The following is a 26,247-nucleotide window of genomic DNA, read 5'->3' on the forward strand; positions in this document are numbered from 1 at the left end:
CCTGGCCTCGCATCGAGCAGGCACAGGGCAGTGCGGCGTGGCGGCGCTCACCCCTTCAGGCCGGAGCCGACCACGCCGCGGATGAAGTAGCGCTGGGCGAACAGGAAGATCGCCAGAACCGGCACCACGTAGAGGGCGGCGGCGGCCGCCTGCACCGTGGCGTCGGGGTTGCCGTGCGGGTCGCGGTAGAACCCGGCGATGGCGACCGACAGCGTGGTGTGGTCGGGGTCGAGGAACAGGGCCGGTGCGATGTAGTCGCCCCAGATCCAGGTGAACGAGAGCAGGAACGCCGTCCACAGCACCGGCCGCGACAGCGGCAGGAAGATCTGCAGGAAGATCCGGCCGTACCCGCAGCCGTCGATGACCGCCGCGTCTTCCAGCTCGGCGGGGATGGCGGCGAAGAACTGGCGGAACAGGAACACCAGGTACGGTGAGGCGGCCAGGCCCCACAGCACCCAGGGCCAGTACGTGTCGACCAGCCCCGCCCGAGCGAACAGCACGTACGTCGGGATGAGGGTGAGGATCTGCGGCAGCATCATGGTGGACAGCAGCAGCAGGAACAGCGGGCGTTTGCCGTGCCCGCGCAGCCGGGCGAACCCGAACCCGACCGCCGCGCTGGACATCGTCACCAGGATCGCGTACAGGAACGACAGGAACAGGGAGTTGCCCAGGTACGCCGGGAAGTTGATCTCCGTGAGGGCCCTGGTGAAGTTGCCCCACTGGAACGTGTCCGGCAGGACCTCCGCCGGGATGGCCACCCATTCCGCCTTGGTCTTCACCGCGGCGAGCACCAGCCAGACGAACGGCCCGACGAACAGCACCGCGAGCGTCATGAGCAGCAGGTAGGCGCCTGCGGCGTCGGTCCTGCGCCGGCGGCGGCGGTGGGCGGTGTGCGGCGGCGTGCCGGTGGCTGGGGCAGCCGCGGACGTTTGCGTGATCGTCATCGGTCGGCCTCGCTGTCGACCTCGTAGTGCACCCACAGCCGGCTGGAGCGCTGCACGACGACCGTGATGAGCAGGATGACCAGGAAGAAGACCCACAGCATCGCGGAGCCGTAGCCGTACCGGTTGTTGGCGAAGAACTCCTGGTAGACCTGCACCATGAACAGGTGGGTGTTCTGCGGCACCTGCGCCACCGAGCCGACCTGGTTCGTCTCGGCCAGCAGCAGCGGCTGGATGATGATCTGCAGCGCGGCGATGACGCCGGTCACGACCTGGAAGAAGATCGCCGGGGAGATCATCGGTACGGTGATGTGGCGGAGCACGTGCCACCGGCTGGCGCCGTCGACGGCCGCCGCCTCTTCCAGTTCGGCCGGCACGCCCTGCAGCGCGGCCAGCATGATCACCATTCCGCCGCCCAGTCCCCACAGGGTGAGGATGATCAGCGCGTAGAAGGCGTTCGGGTCTACCAGCCAGGCGATCGGACCGATGCTGACCTTCTCCAGGAGGGCGTTGAGGATGCCGGCATCCCGGTTGAGGATCAGCTTCCACATGATCGCCATGGCGACCACGGGAACGACCGACGGCAGGAAGAAGATCGTCCGGAACAGGCCCACGCCTTTGAGCCGCCGGTTGAGCAGGACCGCCAGACCGAGCCCGCCGGCGACCATGAGCGGCACCGCGATCGCGGTGTACGCCAGCGTGCGGACCAGGCTGGCCACAGCGTCGGCGTCGCCGAACAGTTCGCGGTAGTTGCGCAGGCCGATCCAGCGCCACCGGTCGGTGCGCCCGTTGAAGTTGGTGAGGCTGACCAGCAGCGCGTATCCGAGCGGTAGCGCGGTGAGCAGCGTGAAACCGATTATCCAGGGCGAGACGAAGAGGTAGAACGTTCGGCTGGAGTACCGCTTCCAGCTCCGCCTGCCGCGTCTCGCCCTTTCCGGTGCCATGGCGACCACTAGCCGATCTGGTCCTTGCCTTGCTTCAGCAGCTTGTTGATCTCATCGGTGATCGCCTTGCCGGCGGCCTCGACGGTGATCTCGTTCTTGACGGCCCGCTGCAGGTGCTTGTCGAGCACGGGATGCCAGGCGCCCGCGGCGCCGATGTACGGCGAGTCCGGCAGCTGGCCCGCGTACCGCAGCTCGTTCTGCTGGGTCTGGTAGGCCTGCTGCTGGTACGGCAGCTCCTGCGGCATCAGCGACAGCTGCGACTGCAGGGCCGGGATGCCCCAGCCGCTCCTGGCCCGCTCCTGCGACGGCGGGCCGGCCATGAAGTACTCCATGAGCTTCCAAGCCTCGTCCTTGTGCCTGGCCTTCGCGGGAATGTACGCGCCCCAGCCCGCGTAGGTGGGGCTGATGCGCTTGTCGCCCATCACCGGCGCGGGTGCCATCGCGACGTTGTCCTTGATCTCGTCCGGCTCCTTGACGAAGTTGCCGCCGTACCAGTAGCCGTCCTGGGTGATCGCCATCCGCTTGGCCAGGAACAGCGACAGGTCCGCGCCGTCGGGAGCCGGGTCGAGCGAGGTCGGCCCCACCCCGGCCTTGGCGAAGTCGACGTACCACTTCAGCGCGCGCAGGGCCTGGGGCGTGGTCATGTCGGTCTCGGTCAGGTCCGTGTTGTACAGCTGGCCGCCCTGCTGGAGGATCATCGTCGAGATCGGCGCCCACAGGTTCCAGGCCCATTCCAGGCCCAGACCGTAGACCTGCGTCTTGCCGCCGCTCTTCTTCGTCAGCTTCTTGGCGATCTCGAGCAGCTCGTCGTAGGAGATCGCCTCGGTGGTGCTCAGCGGCGCGATCCTGGCTGCGGCGAAGAGGGCCCGGTTGTACCAGAGCGTCGCGTCCTGGCTCCAGTCCTTGACGATGCCGTAGTAGGGGCCGGCGCCGATCCGCTTGCCGTCCCACCGGAAGCTGTCGTTGGCCGGCAGCAGGTGCTCCTTGCGCAGCACGCTGCTGCTGTCCAGGTACGGGTCCAGCGCGGTGGCCAGCTGCTGCGCGTTGCCGCTGGCACTGCCGACGGCCGCCCCGCGCACGAGATCCGGCGGCTCGTTCGAGGCGAGCATCGCGTTCAGCCGCGTGTCGTCGTACTCGATGAAGTCGATCCTGATGCCGGGGTTCCTGGCCTCGAAGTCGGCGATGTGCTCCTTCGTCAGCTCGTTGTTCTTGTACATGACGGTCAGGGTCACGGTCTTGCCGCCGCCGGACGGGCCGCCGGAGCCGGCATCGCACGCTGCGAGCAGCGGCGCCGCCAACGCGCTACCGGCCGCCAGCGCTGAACTCGTCAGCAGGCGCCGTCGGCTGACAGGTCTATCGAACATGGTGTTACTCCTAATTGCCAGGTGACTGTCGTCTGTGAACGTTCACGCGCTCGTTGCTGCTGGTCTCCCTCGCATCGCGCTGTGCGCGCGTCGGCTCGCGGGCACGGTGGAGGACGCACGATCGCTCTGCATGGTGCTGTCAGCGTCGAACTTCGTGCGGCCGCGGCGGCTCCACTGCTGGGAGCCGCTTCCTGGGGCCGTGAACGCGTTTTCGGGTCGCTCGTCATCGGGGGGTGCCCGCCCTCGATGAGTCGGCAGTCCCGCAGGTGCCGGACAGTGCCGCAAGCCGCTTCGTCGGCCACGCGCCCAGACGTGGCGGCCGTCAGCCGGCTTCGTGAGCGGCCTGCGCTGCCACGCAGACCACATGTAACAGATAGCGTGCATGAAGGTTGCCTAAGTGTCAATTGCTGTGCGGGGAGCGGATCGACCACTGCCGACACGCCCTGGCCAGTGCCGAAGCCCCCGGGCCGTTACAGTGAGTGCTGCCCTGTCACCTCACGCCCGGAGTGCGCTGTTGATCCGCGTGTTCGACCTGGAAGAGGTCTTTCCTGAGGCGGGCGCAGCGTTGTTGCCGCGACGGCAGGCGGGCTCGCCGCAGGGGCTCGGGATCACCCTCGTCACCGACTACACGCTGAGCACGCGCGGGTGGATGCCGTCGGCGGCACTGGTGGAGCTGTTCGGCGAGTTCGGAGTGACCAGCGCGGCCGCCCGCATGACGATCAGCAGGCTGGCCGGCAGGGGAGTGCTGGAAGGTCGACGGGAAGGGCGCAACAGCGCTTACCGCCTGACCGACTCCGCGGCCGCCAACCTGGCGCAGGGCGGCCAGGAGATCGCGGCGTTCGGAGCGGATCCGCGCCCCTGGGACGGCCAGTGGACGATGGTCGTGTTCTCCGTCCCGCATGACGAGGCCCCCCAGCGGCGCGCCGTTCGGGAGCATCTGCGCTGGCATGGATACGCGCCGTTCTACGACGGTGTGTGGGTGTCGCCGCATCCGCTGACCGCCGGCGAGCGCGCCGCCCTGGTGGAGGTGGCCTTCGGCGAGATGAGCGTGTTCCGCGCCCAGCACCTGGACCTGGAGACCGACGCCTCCCGCAACCCGGTCGACGCATGGGACGCCGCGGGCATCGCGCAGGAGTACACGGCCTTCCTCGGCGCGTGGAGCGGCGTGGTCGACCGCATAGCCGCAGGCGGGATCCATGGTGCCGCGGCGGTGCGAGCGCGTACGGAGGTGATGGACGTCTACCGCCGGTTCCCGGTGCTCGACCCGCTGCTGCCTACCGAGCTTCTGCCGCCCGACTGGCCGCGTGCCCGAGCGCGCGAGGTGTTCGCCGCCGTGTATGACGGGCTGGCCGAACCGGCGCAGGAACATGTCCGCGGCATCGTCGCCCGCACCGCCGGCGGGCCCCACCCGCAGATCCGCGCGCACACGGTCGCTGAGATGGGCGCCGGTCTCGGCCTGACCGGCGGCGCAACGGCGGCCACGGGGGCGACCCGCTCGTAGCCCGCCGACCAGGGGGCCGATTGATCAGACTGACGACGTCGCCGCCGTGGTCGATGGCGCGCCACTGCCGGCGGGATCCGATCGAGATTCGCTCATCCGCGAGGTCATGGAACGTTTCACCCTGGGCCGCCTATGGCGGCAGCTTCTCCACGATTCGGCTGACATGGATCTCCGGTGGGGGTCCTACCCCTACTGAGCAGGGGCCTTATGCGCGCCGTGCTCGAACGAGGCCGCTGTGGCGGGGTCCGCGGCTCCGCGCGTCACCGGTCGGCGACGAGGGTTGTGCCTGGTCAGCGAAGGCTCGAAACGGGGTGCGCGGCAGCATTTACATTTATCGTTTCAGAGATTACTGTGAGCGTTCACAGAAATTGGTCACCACACCCATCTGGCGGGGCAGCTCCGGACGGGCAGCACGGTGGCACCAATTCCAGTCGGGCCAGCCGATGACGGATACGTCGACGGCTGCGCGTGAGACAAGCCTCCGGTCATGCCGTTGTCGAACGACATCGGCAAGGTGGCGCATGCGGCCTGACGTCCCGCAGCCCCGTTCGTCGCCAGACGGACACGAGGGTGCGGTCACCACGACGAGGGTGCCGGCGTCCCCGTAGGCCGGCATCCGCCGTCCGCACGCCCTTGAACGGGTGTTCCTAGTCAATGGAGACCATCATGCTTTCATACAGGCAGCGCCTCGCGCTGCTCTCCGCCTGCACGGCGGTGACGCTCGGCACCCTGGTGGCCACGGTGGCCCCAGCGTCGGCGGCGGTGACCCGCTACGAGGCGGAAACCGCACCCGCCACTTGCGACGGCGCCATCGAGTCGAACCATGCCGGGTACTCCGGCAGCGGGTTCTGCAACGCCGCCAACGCCGCCGGCTCGTCGGCGCAGTTCACGGTGACGGCTGCCACCGCCGGGTCCGCCACCGTCGTGATCCGGTTCGCCAACGGCGACACGGTCAACCGGCCGGCCGACATACTGGTCAACGGCGTCGTCGTGCAGTCGGCCGCCGCGTTCGACCCGACCGGCGCCTGGCCCGCCTGGGCTTCCAAGACGCTGACCGTCTCGGCGAACGCCGGCAGCAACACGATCCGGCTGAGCCCGACCACCGCGGCCGGACTGGCCAACATCGACTACCTCGAGTTCGAGTCCGGCGGCACCCAGCCGCCGACCGGCAGGCAGCTGGAGGACCTGAACCGGGGCCTGGTCAGCGTGCGCTCGGGCTCGGGCAACCTCGTGTCCTGGCGCCTGTTCGGGTACGAGCCTGCCGCCACCGGTTTCAACGTCTACCGGGGGTCGACGAAGCTGAACGCGTCGCCGATCACCAACTCGACCAACTACCTCGACGCCGGTGCGGCAGCCGACGCCTCGTACACCGTCCGTGCGGTCGTGAACGGGGTGGAGCAGGCTGCGTCCGAGGCGTCGCTGCGCTTCACCGGCGGCGGCTACCTCGACGTGCCGATCTCCCGCCCGGGCACGAACTACACAGCCGGTGACGCCAGCGTCGGCGACGCCGACGGCGACGGACAGTACGAGATATTCCTCAAGTGGGATCCCAGCGACCAGAAGGACAACTCCCAGGCCGGAGTGACCAGCAACGTCTACATCGACGCGTACCGGCTCAACGGGCAGCGGCTGTGGCGCATCGACCTGGGCCGAAACATCCGGGCGGGCGCCCACTACACCCAGTTCCAGGTGTACGACTACGACGGTGACGGCCGCGCCGAGCTGGCGGTCAAGACCGGCGACGGCAGCGTGTCGGGCACCGGTCAGGTCATCGGCAACGCCGGCGCCGACCACCGCAACGCCGACGGCTACATCATCACCGGTCCGGAATACCTGACCATGTTCAACGGCCTCACCGGCGCGGTGCTGTCCACCGTCGCCTTCCAGCCGGCCCGCGGCAACATCGGCGACTGGGGCGACAACTACGGCAACCGCGGCGACCGGTTCCTGGCCGGCACCGCGTACCTGGACGGGCAGCGGCCCACCCTCATCATGGGCCGCGGCTACTACGCCAAGAGCACGATCGCCGCATGGGACTTCCGCAACGGCCAGCTAACCCTGCGCTGGAAGTTCGACTCCGGCACCGCCGGCAGCCAGTGGACCGGCCGCGGCACGCACTCGCTGTCCATCGCCGACGTCGACGGCAACGGCACCGACGAGATCATCTACGGCGGCATGACGATCAACGCCAACGGCACCGGGCGGTACACCACCAACTTCTACGCCCACGGCGATGCGCTGCACGTCAGCGACTTCGTGCCCAGCCGCCCCGGGCAGGAGATCTGGCAGATCCACGAGCAGAGCTCCGGCGCCGCCGCGACGCTGCGCGACGCCAACACCGGTGCCGTCATCATGCAGAAGACCAACAGCTGCAGCTGCGAGGGCCCGGCCCGCGGTGTGGCCGGCGACATCTACGCCGGCAACGCGGGCGCCGAGTTCTGGGGAACGGGGACCGGTCTGGGCAACCTGTTCAACTCCTCCGGCGGCAACGTCGGGCGCAACCCGGGCAGCTACAACTTCCTCGCCTGGTGGGACGCCGATCCGGTGCGGGAGCTGCTCGACGGCAACCACATCGACAAGTACGGCACGGGCGGCGACACCCGCCTGCTCACCGGGTCGGGCGCGCACTCCGTCAACGGCACCAAGTCGACCCCTTCGCTGTCCGGTGACCTGTTCGGCGACTGGCGCGAGGAGGTCATCCTCCCGCGCGACGACAACGCCGCCCTGCGGATCTACGCCACCCCCACGCCGACCACGACGAGGATCTACACGCTGATGCACGACCCGCAGTACCGGGTCGCCGTCGCGTGGCAGAACACCGCGTACAACCAGCCGCCGCACCCGAGCTTCTTCATCGGCAACGGCATGGCCACCCCGCCCCGGCCCGACATCTACGTCCGCTGAGTCAGCCCTCCGGCCGGGCGCGCCGCTCAGTCACCGGCGCGCCCGGCCGGAGGCTCTCCGCCTACCACAGGAGTCTCATCGTGCTCACTTTCAGGCAACGCGTCTCGCTGGTGTCAGCCGGTGCGGCGGTCGCCGTGACCAGCCTCATCGCGGTCATGACGACGGCGGCCGCCGCGGCCGGGACCCGCTATGAGGCAGAGTCCGCTCCGGCGACCTGCGCCGGGGCCGTCGAATCCAACCACCCGGGCTACTCCGGCAGCGGGTTCTGCAACGGCGACAACGCTGTCGGCGCAGGTGTCCAGTTCGCGGTCACGGCGGCCGCGTCCGGCCAGGCGAGGCTGGCGGTCCGGTACGCCAACGGCGCCACCACCGGCCGCCCAGCGGACGTGATCGTCAACGGTGCCGCGACCCAGCCGGCTGCCGCCTTCGGCACCACCGGCGCGTGGACGACCTGGACCACCGCGACATTCACCGTACCGGTGAACAGCGGCAGCAACACCATCCGCCTCAGCCCGACCACCGCCGCCGGCCTGCCCAATATCGACTACCTGGAGCTCGAGGCGAACCCGTCGCCAAGCGCCACAGCCTCCCCGGCGCCGGGGAGGCCCGCGGAGTGCACCGGCACCTCGCCCATCACCTGCCGCTTCGCCGTGGCCCCCGGCAACTACACCGTCACCGCATGGATCGGGGACAACACCACGGCCGGCAACACCTCCATGTCGGTGGAGTCCCGCCGCCGGATCCTTCCCGCGGCGAGCACACCAGCCGGCACGATCATCCGACACGTCCTCACCGTCAACGTGCGGCAGCCGGAGGGCCAGCCGACCGGGCAGGGCGGCACCGGCACCCCGGGACTGGACATCACCTTCGCCGGGTCCGCGCCCAAGCTGTCCGGGCTGACGGTCCAGCCCGCGACCAGCCCGCTGGCGGTGTACCTCGCCGGCGACTCCACCGTGTGCGACCAGCCGACCGCCCCCTACACCGGCTGGGGACAGCTCCTGCCCACGCACGTGACAGGTGGGGCGGTCGTCGCCAACTACGGCGACTCGGGTGAGAGCTCCGCCAGCTTCCTGAGCAACTCGGCGCTCTTCCCGACGATGCGGCCGCTCGTCCAGAGCGGTGACCTGGTCCTGATCCAGTTCGGCCACAACGACAAGTCGACCAGCGCCGCGAGCTTCCGCAGCAACCTCACCACGATGATCACACAGGTGCGCGGCAGGGGCGGGATCCCCGTCCTGGTCACACCACCCGTGCGGCGGCTGTTCGACGGCAGCCAACTCACCGCGACGGCGCTGCACGTCAACGGCGTCGGCGTCAACCTGCCGGCAGAGATGCGCAGCCTCGGCTCCTCGCTCAACGTGCCGGTGATCGACCTGACCGCCAAGAGCGAGGCGCTGGTGGAGTCCCTCGGCCCCGCCGACTCTGCGCAACTCTTCCTGCGCGACGCGGTCGACGGCGTCACCGACAACACCCACTTCTCCGAGTACGGCGCAGGCCGGATGGCCGAACTGGTCGTCCAGGGCATCCGCGAACGCAACCTGCCGGTGGTCACCTACCTGCGCTGACGTGGCGATGCGGCCCGGTCCCCGGCCGGGCCGCACCTTCGGCGCCACATGCCGGCGCCACCGCGCGACCACGCGTCACCGTGCACCTCTGCCTCTGAACGTTCGCCGGCCGCAGTACAGCTGAACACCGCCCTGCGGCCCGTCCACCTGAACCAAGGAGAGACACATGAAACTCGGATCGACCCTCGCCGCCGCCACGCTGCTGGCCACCGCCGTCCTGGTGCCGGCGGGCAACGCCGCGGCTGCGGCCCCGGCCCGGTACGAGGCCGAGGCGTCACCGGCGGTCTGCACCGGCACGATCGACTCCAACCACGCCGGCTACTCCGGCACCGGGTTCTGCAACGCCGACAACGCCGTCGGCGCGGGGGCGCAGTTCACGGTGAACGCGTCCGCGGCCGGGACGGCGACGCTGGGGGTGCGTTTCGCCAACGGCACCACGACCTCCCGGCCCGCCGACGTGCTCGTCAACGGTGTCCGGGTCGCGGGTGTGTCCTTCGACGGCACCGGCGCCTGGACGACGTGGGTCACCAAGACGGTGACGGTGCCGGTCGCCTCCGGCGGCAGCACGATCCGACTCAGCCCGACCGCGGCCGGCGGCCTGCCGAACATCGACTACCTCGACGTCGAGGTGACCGGCGGTACCGGCGGCGACGGCCGGCCCAGCGACCAGAACATCCAGTACTACGGGCGCTGGAACAGGTCGGATGCCTCCTGGTACGCCATGGGCTGGGCCGGCGGCTACCTCGACGCCCGCTTCACGGGCAGCTCGATCGGGGTGCGCCAGCGCAACGCCATCGACCTGTACTACTCGATCGACGGCGCGTCCCCGCAGTGGCGGCGCAACATGTCGGGCAACGTCACGCTGGCCACCGGCCTGTCGGGCACCTCGCACACCATCCGGATCGGCTACCGCGAGCGCGCCGGCTCCTACACCGGCGACCCGGTGTTCGGCGGCCTGATCCTGGCCGGCGGAGCGCAGACCGCGCCGATCAGCAGGCCTGCGAACTTCGTCGAGTTCATCGGCGACTCGATCACCGTCGGCCAGCCCAACGCCGACCGTCCCTTCACCGCCTACCCCTGGCTGGCGGCCGAGGGGCTCGGCGCCGGCCACTCCCAGGTCGCGCAGGGCGGCGCCTGCCTGGTCAGCCAGGACTGCTACGGCATGATGGACTGGTTCCGCCGCTCATCTGGCTCGGCCACCTACGACGACTGGAACTTCTCGACCTACCAGGCAACGGCGGTCGTCATCAACCTGGGCACCAACGACATCGGGCACGGCGTGTCCACCACGCAGTTCCAGCAGGGCTACCTCGTCATGCTGGAGCGGGTCCGCCAGGCGTACCCCAACGCGGAGATCTTCGCGATGGGCGTCTTCCGTAACCGCTACGTGACCGAGACCCGCAACGCCGTGGCGGCCCGCAACGCGGCCGGCGACAGCAGAGTCCGCTTCGTCGACACCGCAGGCTGGATCGACCCCGCCACCGATACCAGCGACAACGTCCACCCGACCGACGCCGGCCACGCGAAGATCGCGCAACGGCTGCGGCCGATCCTCGACCAGTACATCTGACAGGAGGACGACTGTGAAGTCACGACTGATCATCGCCGCGACCGCCGCGCTGGCAACGGCGCTCACCACACTGCTCTACAGCGCCATCGCCACAGCGGCGCCCACCCGGTACGAGGCTGAGGCGGCACCGGCGGTCTGCACCGGCACCATCGACGCCAACCACGCGGGCTACTCCGGCAGCGGATTCTGCAACGGCGACAACGCGGTCGGTGCGGGCGCGCAGTTCACCGTCACCGCGTCGGTGTCCGGTACGGCGACGCTGGCGGTCCGGTATGCCAACGGAACCACCGCCAACCGTCCCGCGGATGTGCTCGTCAACGGCGTCGCCCGCTCGGCCGCCGCCTTCGACGCCACCGGGGCGTGGGCGACCTGGGCGACGGCGACGCTGACCGTGCCGCTGAACAGCGGCGGCAACACCATCCGGCTGAGCCCGACCACCGGCGATGGCCTGCCCAACATCGACTACCTCGAGGTGACCGCGGAGGGCGGCCCGACCCCGAACCCGTCACCATGCGCACCACCGTCGCCGAGCCCGTCACCGTCGCCGTCCCGGATCACCGTGTGGCTGGCAGGTGACTCGACGATGGCCGATCCTTCCGGCGGGGCGGTGTGCCCGGCCGGCTGGGGGAACCAGTTCGCCCCGTACTTCAACAGCAATGCCACCGTGCGCAACAGCGCCGTAGGCGGGCGGAGCATCCAGACATGGCTCTACGACCCCAACGTCACCAGCACCAAGAACCCGGCCGGCGAATGCGTCGTCACCCCGACCACCTACTCGGCTCGCTGGCAAGCCATGCTGGACCCGACCAGCGGCATGAAACCCGGTGACTACCTGCTCATCCAGTTCGGGATCAACGACGGCGACAGCAACTGCCCCCGGCACGTCGGCTCCGCCCGCTATCAGCAACTGCTCGGTGTGATGGCCGCCGCCGCCAAGGCACGCGGCGCTCATCCGGTCTTCCTGACCCCTGCCGCGGCCATCACCTGCTCGGGCAGCACCGCAGTGGGCAACCGCGGTTTCATCACCGAGACGAACACGGCCGCCAGCGCCAACGGCGTGCCTGTCATCGACCTGCACCGGCTGAGTTACACCCTCTACAACAGTCTCCACTTCTGCCCCTTCAACGGTGACTTCAACTCCGGACCGGTCGGCGCCTTCTTCTGCAACGATCACACCCACTACGAGGCGGCCGGTGCCCGGCAGATCGCCGGTGTCGTCGCCAAGGCACTGCGTGACCAGGCGATACCCCTTGCCGGATACCTGAGGTAAGACCCGGAACAGCGGCAGCGGCGTACCGGCGCCGCTGCTCGTTCCGTCGCCCGGCGATGCCACGTTCGCGGCCCTCGCCGTCGCGCATCGATTCCCAAGGAGCAATCAGTGACCACAGGACGTGACCGGCGTCGTGCGCTGGGCGGCGTGCTCTACGGCGCCGACTACAACCCCGAGCAGTGGCCCGCCGACGTCTGGCCGCAGGACATGACCCTCATGCGGCAGGCCGGGGTCACCTGCGTCAGCGTCGGCGTCTTCGCCTGGGCCAGGATCCAGCCGACCGAGCAGACCTTCGACTTCGCCTGGCTCGACCAGGTCCTCGACCTGCTTCACGATGCCGGCATCGGAGCCAACCTGGCCACCGCGACCGCCTCGCCTCCACCATGGGTCAGCAACCGCTACCCCGAGATCCTGCCCTGTGACGACAGCGGCGCCCGGTACTGGCCGGGCAGCCGCCAGCACTTCGCGCCGTCGTCACCGCGGTACCGCGAACTCGCCGCAGGGCTGGTCAGCCGGATCGCCCAGCGGTACGCCCGCCATCCCGCGGTGGTGATGTGGCATGTCGGCAACGAGTTCGGCTGCCACCTGCCGATGGACTTCTCCGACGCCGCCCGCGACGCCTTCCGCGACTGGCTGCGCGCGGCCTACGGCTCCATCGACGCGCTCAACGACGCGTGGGGCACCGCCTTCTGGTCGCAGAGCTACCACGACTTCGACGAGGTGTTCCCGCCGCGTAAGGCCCCCTACAGCCGCAACCCGTCCGCGATGCTGGACTTCCGCCGGTTCACCTCCGACATGTGGCTGCAGTGCTACCTGATGGAGCGGCAGATCCTGCACGACGCCGGCGCCGTCCAGCCGATCACGACGAATCTGCTGGGGCCGTTCAAGCCCGCCAACTACGCGCAGTGGGCCCCCCATCTCGACGTCATCGCCGACGACTGCTACCCGGACCCGGCCGACCCGCACGCCCTGCCCCACGCGGCGTTCCAGCGGGACCTGATCCGCAGCCTCAAGCCAGGCGTGCCATGGCTGCTCATGGAGCAGGCGACCGACGCCGTCAACTGGCGGACCTTCAACCTCGGCAAACGCCCCGGCCGGCTGGCTGCCGAGACCGCCCAGTGCATCGGCCGCGGTGCCGACGGCATCATGTTCTTCCAGTGGCGGCAGTCCCGGGCCGGCAGCGAGAAGTTCCACTCCGCGATGCTCCCGCACGCCGGCACCGGTACGCGTACGTGGCAGGACGCGGTGGCGCTGGGCGCGACCATCGCCGCCCTGCCCGCGTTGCCGCCGCCAGGGCGCGACGCGCGGGTGGCGCTGGTGTTCGACTGGGAGAACTGGTGGGCCGTCGAAGAACGCGACCACCCCACCACCCTGAACTACCTGGAACTGGTGCATCGCTGGTACCGGGCGCTGCACCGCCGGCACCTGATGGTCGACATCGTCGCCGCCGAGCGCGTCGACGCCGACTACGACCTGGTGATCGCACCGCAGCTGTACCTGCTGCGGGAGACGGGGGCGACCGCGCTGGCGTCGTTCGTCGAAAGCGGCGGAACACTGCTGGCCACCGCCTTCTCCGACGTGGTCGACGAGCATGACCGCTTCCTGCCAGGCGGGTTCCTCACCCGGCTCGGCCCCCTGCTCGGCATCCGCCTGACCGACTTCGGCGTACTCGTCCCGCCCGGCAGTCCGGGCGTAGGGGAGCAGGTCGCGCCGTTCACCGACCGGCGCGGCACCGCCGCGGGCACCCTGCTGGCCGAGGAGATCGAGGTCGTCGACGCTGAAGTCCTCGCCGTGTTCAGCGGCGGAGCACCAGCCATGACCAGCCGCCACGTGGGGGCCGGCCGCGCGCTGTACCTGGCCACCATCCCCGACGAGGCCGGCACGCAGCACGTCGTGGACGGCCTGATCGAACTGACGGGCGTCCAGCCGGTCGTCGACAACCTGCCGGCCTGCGTCGAGGCGGCCAGGAGGGGCGACCTGGTGACGATCGTCAACCACGGCGACGTACCTGTGACCGTGACCGTCGACGGCACCGACGTGCTCACCCACACCGCTGCCGACGGTCTCGTGCTGCCGCCCGACGGCTTCGCCTTCATCCGGACTGCCCCCTCAGCGGAGATGTCGTGATCACCATCGCGGAGGGTGCCCGGGCACACCGCATCGACCGCCGGATCTACGGGCAGTTCGCCGAACACCTGGGCCGGGGCGTCTACGAGGGGCTCTGGGTCGGCGAGGACTCGCCGATCGCCCACCGCCATGGCATCCGGTCCGATGTCGTGGCGGCGTTGCGCGCCATCGAGGTTCCTCTGGTCAGGTGGCCCGGCGGCTGCTTCGCCGACGAGTACCACCGGCAGCGCGGCATCGGGCCGCGGGCCGAGCGGGCCGCCTCCGTCAACACGCACTGTGGTGCTCGCCCGGTTGTCGGCGGCGTGCTCGCGGAGTCGTGCCTCCGGGTCCACGCCGCCGGTGTCGGCCCGCTGCCGGTGCAGCGGGCCGGTCACGGTCTCATACCTGTCTGATGCGGACGTTTAGGGCGCCGAACGCGGCGGCGGTGACGCCGTCGCGGGTGTAGGCGGTGAATCCGCCCAGCTTGGTGAGCGTGACGGCGAACCGAGGCTCGGCCTGTCGGGTGAATCCGGTGACGCTGACGTCGCGCGAGCCCGCCAGTTGCAGGGCGAGGGTGGTGGCGACGTAGTCGCCGAAGATGTCGTCGCTTCCGGGGACGGGCCCGCCATGTTCGTCGCGCAGACGGCGGACGTCGTCGGCGGGGTGGTGCCGCCAGGTGCGCGGGTGATAGGTGAACCCCGCGGTGAGGTGGCTCCAGCGGACGCCTTCGCGCAGGTCGAGGATGTTGACGCCGCCGGTGCCGAGGACCCGGCCGCGTTCGTCGGCGCTGCCGGGTGCGGTGACCAGCAGCGCGGTGTCGGGGTCGAGGCCGTAGACGCGGTGGTGACCGGTGTCGGTGGCGAGCTGGATGGCGCGGCCGAGTCGGCCGTAGGCGGAGAAGTGGGTGTCGATCAGTCCGGAGGTGAGCAGCCCGAAGCCGCCCGCGGGCCAGTAGCCGCTGAGGTCGGGGTCGTCGAAGTAGCCGGGCTTGGCGCCGTCGCGCAGCGCTTCGTAGCTCTCGCCGCCGGTGACCATGTCGGTGCCCTGGTGGATCTGGGCGCCGGCGCTGCTGCCGGCGACGACGGCGCCGGCGGCGTGGCGGCGGCGGATCGCGGCCATGACGAGGGTGTCGGTGTGGGCGTCGCCGTGCAGCAGGGTGGTGATGTAGCGGAACTGGTCGCCGCCGCCGAAGAAGAACCCGGTGCAGCCGGCGGCGAGCGCGGCGACCGCGGGGTCGTCGGCCGCGGCGATGTTGTCGAGGTCGACGGGGATCCATACGGCGTCGCCGGCGCCGTGGGAGCGCAGCAGGTCGGCGTAGTACTGGCCGTTGGCTCGGCTGTTGGCGGCGTCGGGGGTGCCGGCGTCGGGGTCCTGGCTGGGTGGGATGGACGAGGCGGTGAGTACGCCGATGCGGGCGTCGCCGCCTCCTGCTCGGGCGACGATCTCGCCGTAGACGGCGGTGTTGTCGTCGGCGAGTGAGCCGCCGATCAGGATCAGCGGGCCGCGGCGGTGCGATGCGGCGTGTGCGGCGGTCGTGGGTCCGATCGCGGTGAGGGTGGCGGCGCCCAGTGCTGCGCCCAGGATGGTCCGTCGCTGTGTCATGGGGGCTCCTGCCGGAGAAGGCTCCGCTCGTCGCAGCGCGGTGGGTTTGATTCCGACGACGAGCGGAGCCGGTCTGGGGGTGACACGTCGCCCGACGGGCGATGGCTCGCGACGTTACAACACGTGCTACCGGACGTCTAGATGTAACGAATGTTACAGCCTTGTAAGTAATGGAAACTACAGATGTACAAGTAAGCGGGACGTATGTAATGTGCGATACATCACAGCGCGGTGGCCCAACCCCTAGGAGCCTGCATGTCCCTCATCCCACGCCTCGCCGCCGCGGCGGTAGTCGCCCTGGCGGCCTCGGTCGTCATCGCCACCCCCGCGCACGCCGCGGTGACCCGCGTCCGGCAGGGCAGCGCCGCCGACGTCAGCCGTACCAGCTGGAGCGGCCCGGCGTTCACCATGAACGGGTCCGGCGCGATCATCCCGGCGACCATGACCAAGGCCATCGACGCCATCCGGGGCGGCACCGGCAGCATCGACGTCGTCGTGCTCGCGGGGTCCGCGCCCACCTCGGGCAGCAAGACCCCGGAGTGCGACACGATCACCGGCCTGTCCGGAGTCAACTCGTGCACCACGCTCACCCTGACCAAGGCCACCGACGGCAACAGCACCCAGGTGAACACCGACATCCGCAACGCGGAGTTCGTCTACTTCGCGGGCGGGGACCAGTGCCGCTACGCGGCCTGGAAGACGACCTCGCTGCGCGCGTCGGTGCAGTCGGTGGTCGCCAAGGGCGGCGGCTCCGGCGGCGGCAGCGCCGGACACCACATCAACAGCGCGATCGTCTACGACGCCTGCAACGGCAGCGTGCTGTCCTCCGAGGCCCTGGCCAACCCCTACGACAGCTACATCAGCTTCACCACGGGCATGTTCACCTGGCCGAACTACGCCAACACGATCAACGACTCGCACTTCGTCACCCGCGACCGGATGGGCCGCACCATGGCCTTCGTCGCCCGCGCCATCAAGGACGGCCTGACCACCGGCGGCGCCGCCTGGGGCGTCGGGGTCGAGGAAGGCGGCTCCCTGTTCATCGACGCCGCCGGAAAGGCGACGCTGTCGGGTGCCGACGCCTACGTCGTGCTCGGCGACCACCAGCCGGAGCGGGCCGTGTCCGGCCAGTCGCTGACGTTCAGCAACTACAAGATCTGGCGGCTGACCAGCGGGCAGAGCTACGACTTCGCCAACCGGCCCACCTGCGGCTACTACCTGCGCAGCGTCACCAACGGCGTCGCCGACGCCAACCTGTACAGCGGTACTCCGATCACGACGTGCCCGCCGCCCGGGGGAGGGGGCGGCTCCAGCTACACCGAAGTCGAAGCCAACGACAGCCGCGCCAGCGCCAACAACGTCGCCGGCCTGACCTACCCCGCCACCGTCACCGGCAGCATGAGCACCACCTCCGACCGCGACTACTACGCCACCACCCTGGGCTCCGGGCAGACGATCTCGGTCACCTGCGCCGTCCCCACCGCCTACGACGCCGACCTGTACCTGCTCGACTCGACCGGCGGCACCCTGGCCCGGTCGGTCAACGACGGCGCGGGCACCGACGAGTCGCTGACCTACACCCGCACCGCGTCGGGCACCGCGACCGTCTACGTCGAGCTGGAGGCCTACTCCGGCGCCGGCTCGGCCACCTACGGCTGCACCATCACCAGGTAGTCCAGCGGGTTCCGCCCGGTCGGCCGGGCGGAACCCGCCCCGCCGCCCCGCGCTGACTACGCTGTGCCGCGGAGGTGTCAGATGACCGCAGCCGAGCAGGGCGTCGCCGGAATGATCCACGCCCGGATGGCCGAGTGCAGCCCCGCGGAGCGCCGCGTGGCGCGGGTGCTGCTGGCGGCCTACCCGACGGCCGCCCTGGAGACGGTGGCGGTACTGGCCGACCGCGCGGGTGTCAGCGGCCCGACCGTGCTGCGGTTCGTCGCGCGGCTCGGCTTCCGCGGCTACCCCGAGTTCCAGAAGGCACTGCGCGACGAGCTCGCCGAACGTGACACCTCGCCGCTGTCGGCGTACACCGCCGAGCCGCCCGCCGCACCCGGCGGGGCGCTGCAGCGGGCCCGCCGGGTGCTGCCCGCCGCGGTCGAGGCGACCCTGGCCGAGCTGCCCGAAGCCGAGGTGGAGGCGGCGGTCAAGCTGCTGGCCGACCCGCAGCTGCGGGTGACCGGGCACGGCGGCCGGTTCTCCGGCCTGCTGGCCCAGTACCTGGTGATGCACCTGGTCCAAGTGCGCGGCAACAGCCGGCTGCTGCCGGCCGGGCAGGTGGAACGCGCCGGGCTGCTGGCCGAACTCGGGCGCAGGGACCTGCTGGTGCTGTTCGACTACCGCCGCTACGAGCAGCCCACCCTCGCGCTGGCGCAGGCCGCCAAGGAGCAGGAGGCGAAGATCATCCTGTTCACCGACCGGTGGCTGTCGCCGATCGCCGCCGTGGCCGATGTCGTGCTGCCCAGCCGCGTGGACTCGCCCTCGGCGTACGACAGTTTCGTCCCGACCGTCGCGGTGCTGGAGACCCTGATCGACGGCACCATCGCCCGGATGGGGGCGGCGGCTGGGGATCGGCTTGCCTCGATCGAGGCCGCTGCCCGGCGGTACGGGCTGCTGGACTGAGCCATGCGTTACATCAAATCGTAACTTCCGCTCAGCTGTAATAGCTATTACATTCCCGGTACTGACTTCACGTCGACCGGGAGGATCCCCATGCGCCTGCGCCGCATCGCGCTCGGCACCGCCGCCCTGACCATCGCCCTCGCGGCGGCGGCCTGCGGCACCAACGACAAGGCCGACCCCGCCGGCACCGCCGATAACCGCACCGTCACGGTCACCGTCGACGGCGCCGGCAGCGTCACCACCGACCCCAAGCTCGCCGCGAAGGTCCCCGCGGACTGGCGGGCCAAGGGCACCATCACGGTCGCCACCAACGCCCCGTACGAGCCGTTCATCGACTTCCAGAACGAAGGCGACACCACGAAGTTCAAAGGTCTGGACTACGACCTGGTCCAGGCCGCCTCCGCCCGCCTCGGCCTGGCCCCGCAGTGGAGCCAGCAGCCCTTCGACGGCCTCGTGCCCGGCCTGCAGGCCGCCAAGTACGACATGATCGTCGGCGGGATCACCGACAAGAAGGCCCGCCAGCAGGTCGCGACCTTCGTCGACTACTCCGCCTCCGGCACCGGCTTCATGGTCCTCAAGGCCAACCCGCTGGCCATCAACGACGTCACCGGCCTGTGCGGACACGCCGTCGGCGTCCAGAAGGCCAGCAACCAGGCCAAGAACCTCGCCGAGTACAGCAAGGCCAGCTGCGACGGCAAGGCCATCACCATCAAGGAGTACCCGGAGAACCCGCAGGCCGTGCAGGCACTGCTCGCCGGTGCGATCGACGCGGTCGCCGCGACCAAGGTCAACCTGATGGAGACCCAGCAGCAGCTCGCGGACAAGGTCGTGGTCGCCGGCGACAGCGCCAACCCCAACGGCTGGCTGGCCAGCCCCAACGGCTTCGGCTTCCTCAAGGCCCACCCCGACCTCGCCCAGGCCTACCAGGCCGCGCTGCAGTCCCTGGTCGACGACGGCACCTACGGCAAGATCCTCGAACACTGGCAGCAGCAGGGGATCGGCCTGGCGACCATCACCATCGACAAGGCCATCGACTGACCGTCGCCCACCCGCGGGCGGGGCGCGCCGCCGCGCCCCGCCCACCACCGGAGAGCCCCTGATGACCTCACCGAACCGACCCCTCAAGGCAGTGCCGGTCCGCCACTACGGCCGCTGGGCCGCCGCGGCCGCCGTCCTCGCCCTGGCCTACCTGTACGCCACCACCGTCCTGGCCAGCCCCAACCTCGAACCCGCCACCATCGGCCGATACCTGTTCAAGGACTACGTCCTCGACGGCGTCCGCACCACCCTGCTGCTCACCGCCCTGTCCATGGCGTTCGGCATCGCCGGCGGCATCCTGCTCGCCGTGATGCGCCTGTCGGCCAACCCCGTCCTGCGGGTGGTCGCCGCGGCGTTCGTCTGGTTCTTCCGCGGCACTCCGCTGCTGGTCCAGATCGTCTTCTTCGGCTTCCTCGGCGCCCTGATCCCCCGGCTGACCATCACGGTGCCGTTCACCGACCTCGTCGTGTTCGACCAGCCCACCAACGCCGTCATGATCGGCATCGTGCCGGCCGTGCTCGCCCTGTCGTTCAACGAGATGGCCTACGCCGCCGAGATCGTGCGCGCCGGCATCCTGGCCGTCGACCCCGGGCAGACCGAAGCCGCCTACGCCCTGGGCATGACCCCGGCGCTGAGCATGCGGCGCATCGTGCTGCCGCAGGCCATGCGCGTCATCGCCCCGCCGATGGGCAACGAGGTCATCACCATGCTGAAGTCCACCTCGCTGGTATCGGTCATCGCCGGACGGGACCTGATGACCGCCGTGCAGACCGTCTACGCCGAGAACTACAAGGTGATCCCGCTGCTGTGCGTCGCGGCGATCTGGTACCTGGCCCTGGTCAGCGCCCTGTCAGTGCTGCAGTACTTCATCGAGCGCCGGTTCGGCCGCGGGCAGCGCGCAGTGGGAGGAGTCCGATGACCGCCATGATCCACGCCGAGGGCGTCCGAAAGACCTACGGCCACCTGGAAGTCCTGCGCGGCATCGACCTCACCGTCGCCCCGGGCGAGGTCTGCTGCCTGCTCGGGCCGTCCGGCTCCGGCAAGTCCACGTTCCTGCGCTGCGTCAACCACCTCGAAACCGTCACCGCCGGGCAGCTGCGCGTCGACGGCGAACTGGTCGGCTACCGCCGGCGGGGGGAGAAGCTGCACGAACTGCGCCCGAGCGAGATCGCCGCCCGGCGCCGCGACATCGGCATGGTGTTCCAGCGGTTCAACCTCTTCCCGCACCTCACCGCGCTCGGCAACGTCATGGAAGCCCCGGTCCGGGTACTGGGCGAGACCCGAGCCGCCGCCCGCGAGCGGGCGCGGGCCCTGCTCGACCGGGTCGGCTTGGCCGACAAGGCCGACGCCTACCCGGCGATGCTGTCCGGCGGGCAGCAGCAGCGCGTGGCCATCGCCCGCGCCCTGGCGATGCGGCCCAAACTGATGCTCTTCGACGAGCCCACCTCCGCGCTGGACCCCGAACTGGTCGGCGAGGTCCTCGACGTCATGCGCGCCCTGGCCGCCGACGGCATGACCATGCTGGTCGTCACCCACGAGATGGGCTTCGCCCGCGAAGTCGCCGACACCGTCGTCTTCATGGACGGCGGGGTCGTCGTCGAATCGGGCACCCCGGCGCAGGTCCTCGGCGACCCGCAGCACGACCGCACCCGCGCGTTCCTGGCCAAGGTCCTGTGAACGCCGCAGCACTGCGGGCCGCGGCCGAGTCCCGCTATCCGGCGTTCCTGGCCCGCCTCGCCGAACTGGTCGAGATCGACTGCGGCTCCCGGCACCTCGACGGACTGCGGCAGGCCGCCGCACGGCTGGTCACGTACGCGGCCGAGGCCGGCGCCGACGTGCGCACGGTAGGAGTCAGCGACCAGCAGGGGACGCCGCTGGGCCAGGCGGTCGTCGCGCGCGCCACCGGCCGCGGTCACCGCCGGATCCTGCTGGCCGCGCACCTGGACACGGTGTTCCCGCCGGGCACCGCCGCCGCCCGGCCGCTCACCGTCGACGGCACCACCGGCCGCGCCTACGGGCCGGGAGTCTGCGACGACAAAGGCGGACTGCTGGCCGGGCTCGCCGCCGTCGAAGTGCTCGGTCACCTGGGCGCCGACCGGTTCGGTGAACTGGTCCTCGTCGCGACGCCCGACGAGGAGATCGGCTCCATCGGCAGCCGGGGGCTGCTGGCCGAACTGGCCGCCGGCGCCGACGCGATCCTGTGCCTGGAGTGCGCCCGCGACAACGGCGACCTCGTCTCGGCCCGCAAAGGCGTCGCCGACGTCGAAATCGACCTGCACGGCCGCGCCGCCCACGCCGGAATCGAACCGGAGCGCGGCGCCAACGCCGCGCTGGCCGCCGCGCACCTCACCGTCGCACTGCAGGGCATCGACGGCGTCAACGTCGGAGTGCTGCAGGCGGGCACGCGGCCCAACGTCGTGGCCGAACACGCCCGCCTGGTCGTCGACGTACGTGCCGCCGAGACCGGGGCCTACCAGGCGGCGCTGGCCGACATCGCCCGGCTGGCGCAGACACCTGTCGTCGCCGGGGTCACCGCGACCATGCGGGTCGTGGCACCGACCCCGCCGTGGCCGGGCGGGCCGGGCACAGCCGCGCTGCTGCGCGCCGCCGAACAGGTCGGCGCCGAACTCGGCCTGGCCGTCACCCACGCCGCCACCGGCGGCTGCGCCGACGCCAACCTGCTGGCCGAGTCCGGCAAACCGGTGCTGGACGGCCTCGGGCCCGTCGGCGGCGGCGACCACAGCGCCGACGAATGGCTGGACCTGAACTCGGTCATCCCACGGGTCGCACTGCTGGCAGGGTTGATCGACCGCATCAGTTGAGCGCTCACCGCCGAGGGCGGCTTGCGCATTCCCAGCAGCCTGCCAGCCGACGGAGCGTAGGTAATGGCGAAGCCGACGAGGGTGCGTCCCTGGCCGGCTTCACCTTCTTCAGCGCGCGGCCGCGGCCGGCTGTCACTCCCGCCGTCGAGGCCGCTACCACGTGCAGGCGCGTGGTAGCGGCCTCCACGCGACTCGACCGAGCCCGCGCTGTACGGCCACTGTCACGAGGATCAGCGTGACAGCCGCACCGGCGTCGAGCCAGTAGTGGTTGCCCGTGCCCACTACCACCACCGTGGTGATGACCGGATGCGCCGCCCACAGCCGACCCAGCGGGCTCGGTGTGGCGGCGATCAGGGCCGCGGCCACGACGATCGCCCAGCCGACGTGCAGCGACGGCATGGCCGCGAACTGGTTGCTCAGGGTGTCCGTCGACGGTGGGCCGTATACGGAGGGACCGTAGCGGGTGCCGGTGTCGATCAGCCCGGTGACGGCGGCCAGTCGTGGCGGCGCGAGTGGGAACAGCAGATGCAGGGCGAGCCCGGCGGCGGTGAGCCACGCCAGGATGCTGCGGGTGCGGCGGTACTGTGCGGGATGGCGCAGGTACAGCCAGAGCAGGCAGGCGGCGGTGGCGGGGAAGTGCACGTACGCGTAGTAGCTGTTGGCCGCGCCGATGAGCGCGCCGTGCCCGACCAGTGCCTGCTGGACGGTCGCCTCGCTGGGCAGGTGGAGCAGCCGTTCGAGGTCCCAGAGCCGCCGCGCGTTGTCCGAGGCCAGTGACTCCCGGCCGGTGGCGGCGAGCCGTCCGGTCTTGTAGGCGGTGAAGAGTACGGCGATGAGCAGCAGTTCGCGTAGCGCGCGGTGTGCTGGGCGAGCGAGTCGGCCGTCCAGCCCGCGCCCTTGCGCGGTAGCCCGGTGGTGTTGCGGCGCATTGGCATCCTGGCTACCACGGGCTTCCGTCGAGTCGATCGGGATAGAGGGTGCATGAGCAGCGGCGACTGGGCGGCGTGGACCGGCGCGGCAGGCACGGTCATCGCGGTGGTCGCCGCGGTCGCCGTGGGCCTCGCCCAGTTGCGGGTCCAGCGGCGGCTGATGGCGGTCGAACGCACCATCCAGATGCAGCGGGACTTCACGACCGGCGAGACCGGTGACGCCCGCGGCCGCCTGTCCCGCCACATGGCGCGGACGGGCAGGGCCGCGGGCGGCGAGGAGACGTACCACCAGCCGCGCTGGGAGGAGCTCGTCGGGCACCAGTACCTGTCCCCGGTGGACGGGCGCGCCGATCTGTCGCTGTACCCGCCCGACATGCAGGCGTCGGGCGATCAGACGCCGCTGCGCGACATCTACAAGGTCCTGTGGGCCCTGGAGCGGATCGCCGCCTCGTACCACGGCGGCCTGCTGGACCGGGACCTGGCGTTCAAGCTCCTGGCCAGACACGTCGTCTGGTGGCACCTGATGTGCGAGCACATCACCGCCGACCAGGTGGAGTACGTGACACCGCTCAAGGAGCTGGCCGCCGAACTCGCCGACGAGCGCCTGCTCACCTGGGCCCGTGCCAGCTTCCTGCCGCCCGCTCCCGGACCGGCGGCCGCCGCATCCGAACCGGACTGACGAGGCGCCCCGTATGCCGTCGTGCCGGTCCGGACACGGGCGGGGACCTCAGCGGCTCGGCAGGCCGAGCTCGCCGACGAGGGCGCGCAGCTCGGCACGGTAGAGCGGGGCGGCGTCGGTGACGAGCGGGCTGAGCTGCCCGTACACCTCCATGCTGACCATGCCGTGCAGGCGGGCCGGCGCTCGGAGGTGGAAGGCCACGCCCTCCGGTGTCAGCTCCGGGTGGGCGTCGGCGAGCCAATGCCCGAAGGGGTCGTGGTAGGCGAGGGTCTCGTCCGGGTGCAGCGTGCCACCCTGGCGGATCGCGGCGGAGACGATGCCGAGCAGGACGTCGCCGGCGCGGCGGGCGGCCAGGACGGTCGCGCGGCGGCACGACCGCGTCGCACCTAATCGACCTGAGCCTTCGGCGGCTACGGTTCCTGGTCGCAACTGCCGTGGCCACCAGCGAATCCGGCCATCCCGCCGAGGCTCGGCGCGGCGCGCACCGGTACGGTCTTGGGGTGTCCCCCTCATCCTCCCAGCGGCAGGTCGTCGCTGGCCGCTACCTGCTCGTCGAGGCGCTTGGCCAGGGCGGGATGGGGCGTGTCTGGAGAGCCCGAGACGAGGTCCTGCACCGCGACGTTGCGATCAAGGAGATCGTCCCGCCGCCGGGCCTCACCGACCAGGAGCGCCAGGAGATGCGCGAGCGGTCGCTGCGCGAGGCCCGCGCCATCGCCCAACTCAGCCACACCAACGCCGTACGCGTCTTCGACGTGCTGCGCACCGACGGCGACCCGTGGATCGTCATGGAGTACGTGCCCTCGCGCTCCCTGCACGAGGTCCTCGCCCTCGACGGCCCCGTCACGCAGCAGCGGGCGGCGGAGATCGGGCTGGGTGTGCTGGCGGCCCTGCGCGCGGTGCACCAGGCCGGTGTCGTGCACCGGGACGTGAAGCCCGGCAACGTGCTGCTCGGCCACGACGGCCGGGTGGTCCTCACCGACTTCGGCCTGGCCACCGTGCCCGGTGACCCGAACGTCACCCGCACCGGGATGGTGCTCGGCTCGCCGGCGTACATCTCGCCCGAGCGCGCCCGCACCGGCATCGCCGGCCCCGAGGCCGACCTGTGGTCCCTGGGCGCGACCGTCTTCGCAGCCGTCGAGGGGCAGTCGCCGTACGCCCGCGGCACCGCCATCGCGACGCTCACCGCGCTGGCCAGCGAGCCGCCCCCGCCCGTCCGCAACGCCACCGGGCCGCTCAAGACGGCCGTCGCCGGCCTGCTGCGCAAGGACCCCGGCAGCAGGATGAAGGCCGACGAGGCGGAGCAGCTGTTCCTGCGCGCGATCGACCGGCGGCAGCGCGGGCTGTCGTTCATTCCCGTGGTGCGCCGAGCGGGCCTGATACCGCGCCAGGACCGCTCGCGCGACGCCGCCGACGCCGCCCCCGTGGGCCCGGTGCCTCCGGCCGTGGCGCAGCCGCCGGTGAACGCCGCGGCTGAGGCGACGACGGCCGCGCCGACGTACCCGCCGCCTTCGGTCGCCCCCGCCCGGGTGCCGCAGCCGCGCTCCACTTCGGACGACGAGAACGGGCCGGTGCCGACGGCGACCGCCAAGGAAACGACGACGACGAGGGTCGACCTGGTCGTCGCGGAGCAGCCACCGGCGCCGGTCGGCGGATCCGCGCCGGAGCCCCTGCCCGAGAAGCTCCTGTCGATGACCGCGACGACCTCTGCGGTCCGGGTCGGCGCCGGCAGGCGGCGCTGGGCCGGGGTGGCGCTGATCGCGGCCGTCGTCGCGGTGGGCGTCTCCGTTCGGCTCGCCGGCGGCGACGACCCGTCGACGACTCCCGTCGCCGCGCCGACCGGTGCGGGCACGCCGACCCCGGCCGCCGCACCTGCTCCGTCCGCCGTCGCCTCGTCGGCGCCGACCGCCGCACCGACCACCCCGGCCCCCGCCGCCTTCGTGCTGCCCAAGGGCTGGCATACGTACAAGGGCAGCAGGTTCTCGATTCCGGTGCCGGACGACTGGTCGACCGATCGCGACGGCGGCATGATCCTCTTCAAGGAGCAGGGCGGGCTGCGCCGCGTGCTCGGCATATACCAGTCGGACGAGTCCAGCCCGGAACCGGTGGCGGCCCTGGCCGAGGAGGAGCGCCAGCAGAGCAAGTCCAAGTACCGGAGGCTGAAGCTGGGCTCGGTCGACTACCGGGGCTACCGGGCAGCCGACTGGGAGTACCTCTACAACACCGGCAGCGGCACCCGCGTCCACGTGCTCCGGCGCGGGTTCATCGCGTCCGGCAGGTACTACACGATCTCCTGGTACGTGGCCGATGACAACTGGCAGGAGAACCTCCGCTGGTTCAACACCGTCGCCGACGGCTTCAAGGCGGCCTGAACGCCGTCGCCGCGCCGCAACGGCGTC

The 26,247-nt window shown here is 70.8% G+C and carries 21 protein-coding genes; 15 read left to right on the forward strand and 6 right to left on the reverse strand.

Annotated features, from left to right (window positions below):
* Positions 1–47 precede the first annotated feature (47 nt).
* From QEZ54_RS07665 to QEZ54_RS07675, 3 genes are read right to left on the reverse strand one after another with little or no spacing between them, the layout of a single operon-like run.
* Entirely contained in the window at positions 48–944 is an 897-nt protein-coding gene (locus tag QEZ54_RS07665; RefSeq protein WP_281303778.1) for a carbohydrate ABC transporter permease, read from the reverse strand.
* On the reverse strand, positions 941–1,885 hold the full coding sequence (locus QEZ54_RS07670) for a sugar ABC transporter permease (protein WP_281303779.1): 945 nt from the start codon (positions 1,883–1,885) through the stop codon (positions 941–943). The genes QEZ54_RS07665 and QEZ54_RS07670 overlap by 4 nt, the downstream gene beginning before the upstream one ends.
* Before the next feature lie 8 nt (positions 1,886–1,893).
* Entirely contained in the window at positions 1,894–3,249 is a 1,356-nt protein-coding gene (locus QEZ54_RS07675; RefSeq protein ID WP_281303780.1) for a sugar ABC transporter substrate-binding protein, read from the reverse strand.
* A gap of 523 nt (positions 3,250–3,772) precedes the next feature.
* Between QEZ54_RS07675 and QEZ54_RS07680 the strand changes: the two genes are divergently transcribed.
* From QEZ54_RS07680 to QEZ54_RS07710, 7 genes are all read left to right on the forward strand, one after another.
* Positions 3,773–4,750 carry a PaaX family transcriptional regulator C-terminal domain-containing protein gene (locus tag QEZ54_RS07680; protein ID WP_348650524.1) on the forward strand — a complete coding sequence of 326 codons (978 nt, stop codon included), beginning with the start codon at positions 3,773–3,775 and terminating at the stop codon, positions 4,748–4,750.
* Between the two features lie 666 nt (positions 4,751–5,416).
* Entirely contained in the window at positions 5,417–7,654 is a 2,238-nt protein-coding gene (locus QEZ54_RS07685; RefSeq protein WP_281303782.1) for a carbohydrate-binding protein, read from the forward strand.
* A gap of 80 nt (positions 7,655–7,734) precedes the next feature.
* Entirely contained in the window at positions 7,735–9,219 is a 1,485-nt protein-coding gene (locus tag QEZ54_RS07690; RefSeq protein WP_281303783.1) for a GDSL-type esterase/lipase family protein, read from the forward strand.
* A gap of 166 nt (positions 9,220–9,385) precedes the next feature.
* On the forward strand, positions 9,386–10,789 hold the full coding sequence (locus tag QEZ54_RS07695) for a GDSL-type esterase/lipase family protein (protein WP_281303784.1): 1,404 nt from the start codon (positions 9,386–9,388) through the stop codon (positions 10,787–10,789).
* Positions 10,790–10,802: 13 nt separating this feature from the next.
* Complete coding sequence (locus QEZ54_RS07700; RefSeq protein WP_281303785.1) at positions 10,803–12,059, forward strand: carbohydrate-binding domain-containing protein; 1,257 nt, start codon at positions 10,803–10,805, stop codon at positions 12,057–12,059.
* Positions 12,060–12,167: 108 nt separating this feature from the next.
* Positions 12,168–14,186, forward strand: coding sequence for a beta-galactosidase (locus QEZ54_RS07705; RefSeq protein ID WP_281303786.1), 2,019 nt, complete (start codon positions 12,168–12,170; stop codon positions 14,184–14,186).
* The gene (locus QEZ54_RS07710; RefSeq protein WP_281303787.1) at positions 14,183–14,578 is read left to right on the forward strand and encodes a hypothetical protein; all 396 of its coding nucleotides are present in this window, start codon (positions 14,183–14,185) and stop codon (positions 14,576–14,578) included. The genes QEZ54_RS07705 and QEZ54_RS07710 overlap by 4 nt, the downstream gene beginning before the upstream one ends.
* On the opposite strand, the gene QEZ54_RS07715 is transcribed toward QEZ54_RS07710, so the two are convergent.
* On the reverse strand, positions 14,565–15,767 hold the full coding sequence (locus tag QEZ54_RS07715) for a cyanophycinase (protein ID WP_281303788.1): 1,203 nt from the start codon (positions 15,765–15,767) through the stop codon (positions 14,565–14,567). The two genes, QEZ54_RS07710 and QEZ54_RS07715, sit on opposite strands and share 14 nt — an antisense overlap.
* 255 nt (positions 15,768–16,022) lie before the next feature.
* Between QEZ54_RS07715 and QEZ54_RS07720 the strand changes: the two genes are divergently transcribed.
* The 6 genes from QEZ54_RS07720 to QEZ54_RS07745 all read left to right on the forward strand — a co-directional run bounded on the left by QEZ54_RS07720 (position 16,023) and on the right by QEZ54_RS07745 (position 22,243).
* Positions 16,023–17,441 carry a pre-peptidase C-terminal domain-containing protein gene (locus QEZ54_RS07720; RefSeq protein ID WP_281303789.1) on the forward strand — a complete coding sequence of 473 codons (1,419 nt, stop codon included), beginning with the start codon at positions 16,023–16,025 and terminating at the stop codon, positions 17,439–17,441.
* An 81-nt stretch (positions 17,442–17,522) separates the two neighbouring features.
* Entirely contained in the window at positions 17,523–18,383 is an 861-nt protein-coding gene (locus QEZ54_RS07725) for a MurR/RpiR family transcriptional regulator (protein ID WP_281303790.1), read from the forward strand.
* A 90-nt stretch (positions 18,384–18,473) separates the two neighbouring features.
* On the forward strand, positions 18,474–19,421 hold the full coding sequence (locus QEZ54_RS07730; RefSeq protein ID WP_281303791.1) for an ABC transporter substrate-binding protein: 948 nt from the start codon (positions 18,474–18,476) through the stop codon (positions 19,419–19,421).
* 61 nt (positions 19,422–19,482) lie between these two features.
* Positions 19,483–20,340, forward strand: coding sequence for an amino acid ABC transporter permease (locus QEZ54_RS07735; protein ID WP_281303792.1), 858 nt, complete (start codon positions 19,483–19,485; stop codon positions 20,338–20,340).
* Positions 20,337–21,098, forward strand: a complete 762-nt coding sequence (locus QEZ54_RS07740; protein ID WP_281303793.1) for an amino acid ABC transporter ATP-binding protein — start codon at positions 20,337–20,339, stop codon at positions 21,096–21,098. Before QEZ54_RS07735 ends, QEZ54_RS07740 begins: the two co-directional genes overlap by 4 nt.
* Entirely contained in the window at positions 21,095–22,243 is a 1,149-nt protein-coding gene (locus QEZ54_RS07745) for a M20/M25/M40 family metallo-hydrolase (protein ID WP_281303794.1), read from the forward strand. Before QEZ54_RS07740 ends, QEZ54_RS07745 begins: the two co-directional genes overlap by 4 nt.
* 153 nt (positions 22,244–22,396) lie before the next feature.
* Here the strand turns inward: QEZ54_RS07745 and QEZ54_RS07750 are convergent, their stop codons facing one another.
* Positions 22,397–23,323: a phosphatase PAP2 family protein gene (locus QEZ54_RS07750; RefSeq protein WP_281303926.1), complete on the reverse strand. Its 927-nt coding sequence runs from the start codon at positions 23,321–23,323 to the stop codon at positions 22,397–22,399.
* Here QEZ54_RS07750 and QEZ54_RS07755 point away from each other — a divergent pair.
* A complete protein-coding gene (locus tag QEZ54_RS07755) occupies positions 23,225–23,851 on the forward strand; it encodes a hypothetical protein (RefSeq protein WP_281303931.1) in 627 nt (208 codons plus the stop codon). The genes QEZ54_RS07750 and QEZ54_RS07755 overlap by 99 nt on opposite strands.
* Positions 23,852–23,899: 48 nt before the next feature.
* Here QEZ54_RS07755 and QEZ54_RS07760 read toward each other — a convergent pair whose 3' ends face one another.
* Entirely contained in the window at positions 23,900–24,280 is a 381-nt protein-coding gene (locus QEZ54_RS07760; protein ID WP_281303795.1) for a WHG domain-containing protein, read from the reverse strand.
* Positions 24,281–24,351: 71 nt separating this feature from the next.
* On the opposite strand from QEZ54_RS07760, the gene QEZ54_RS07765 reads away from it, so the two are divergent.
* Entirely contained in the window at positions 24,352–26,220 is a 1,869-nt protein-coding gene (locus tag QEZ54_RS07765) for a serine/threonine-protein kinase (RefSeq protein WP_281303796.1), read from the forward strand.
* Positions 26,221–26,247: the final 27 nt, after the last annotated feature.

This window comes from Catellatospora sp. KI3 (genome assembly GCF_029948125.1).
GTDB lineage: Bacteria > Actinomycetota > Actinomycetes > Mycobacteriales > Micromonosporaceae > Catellatospora.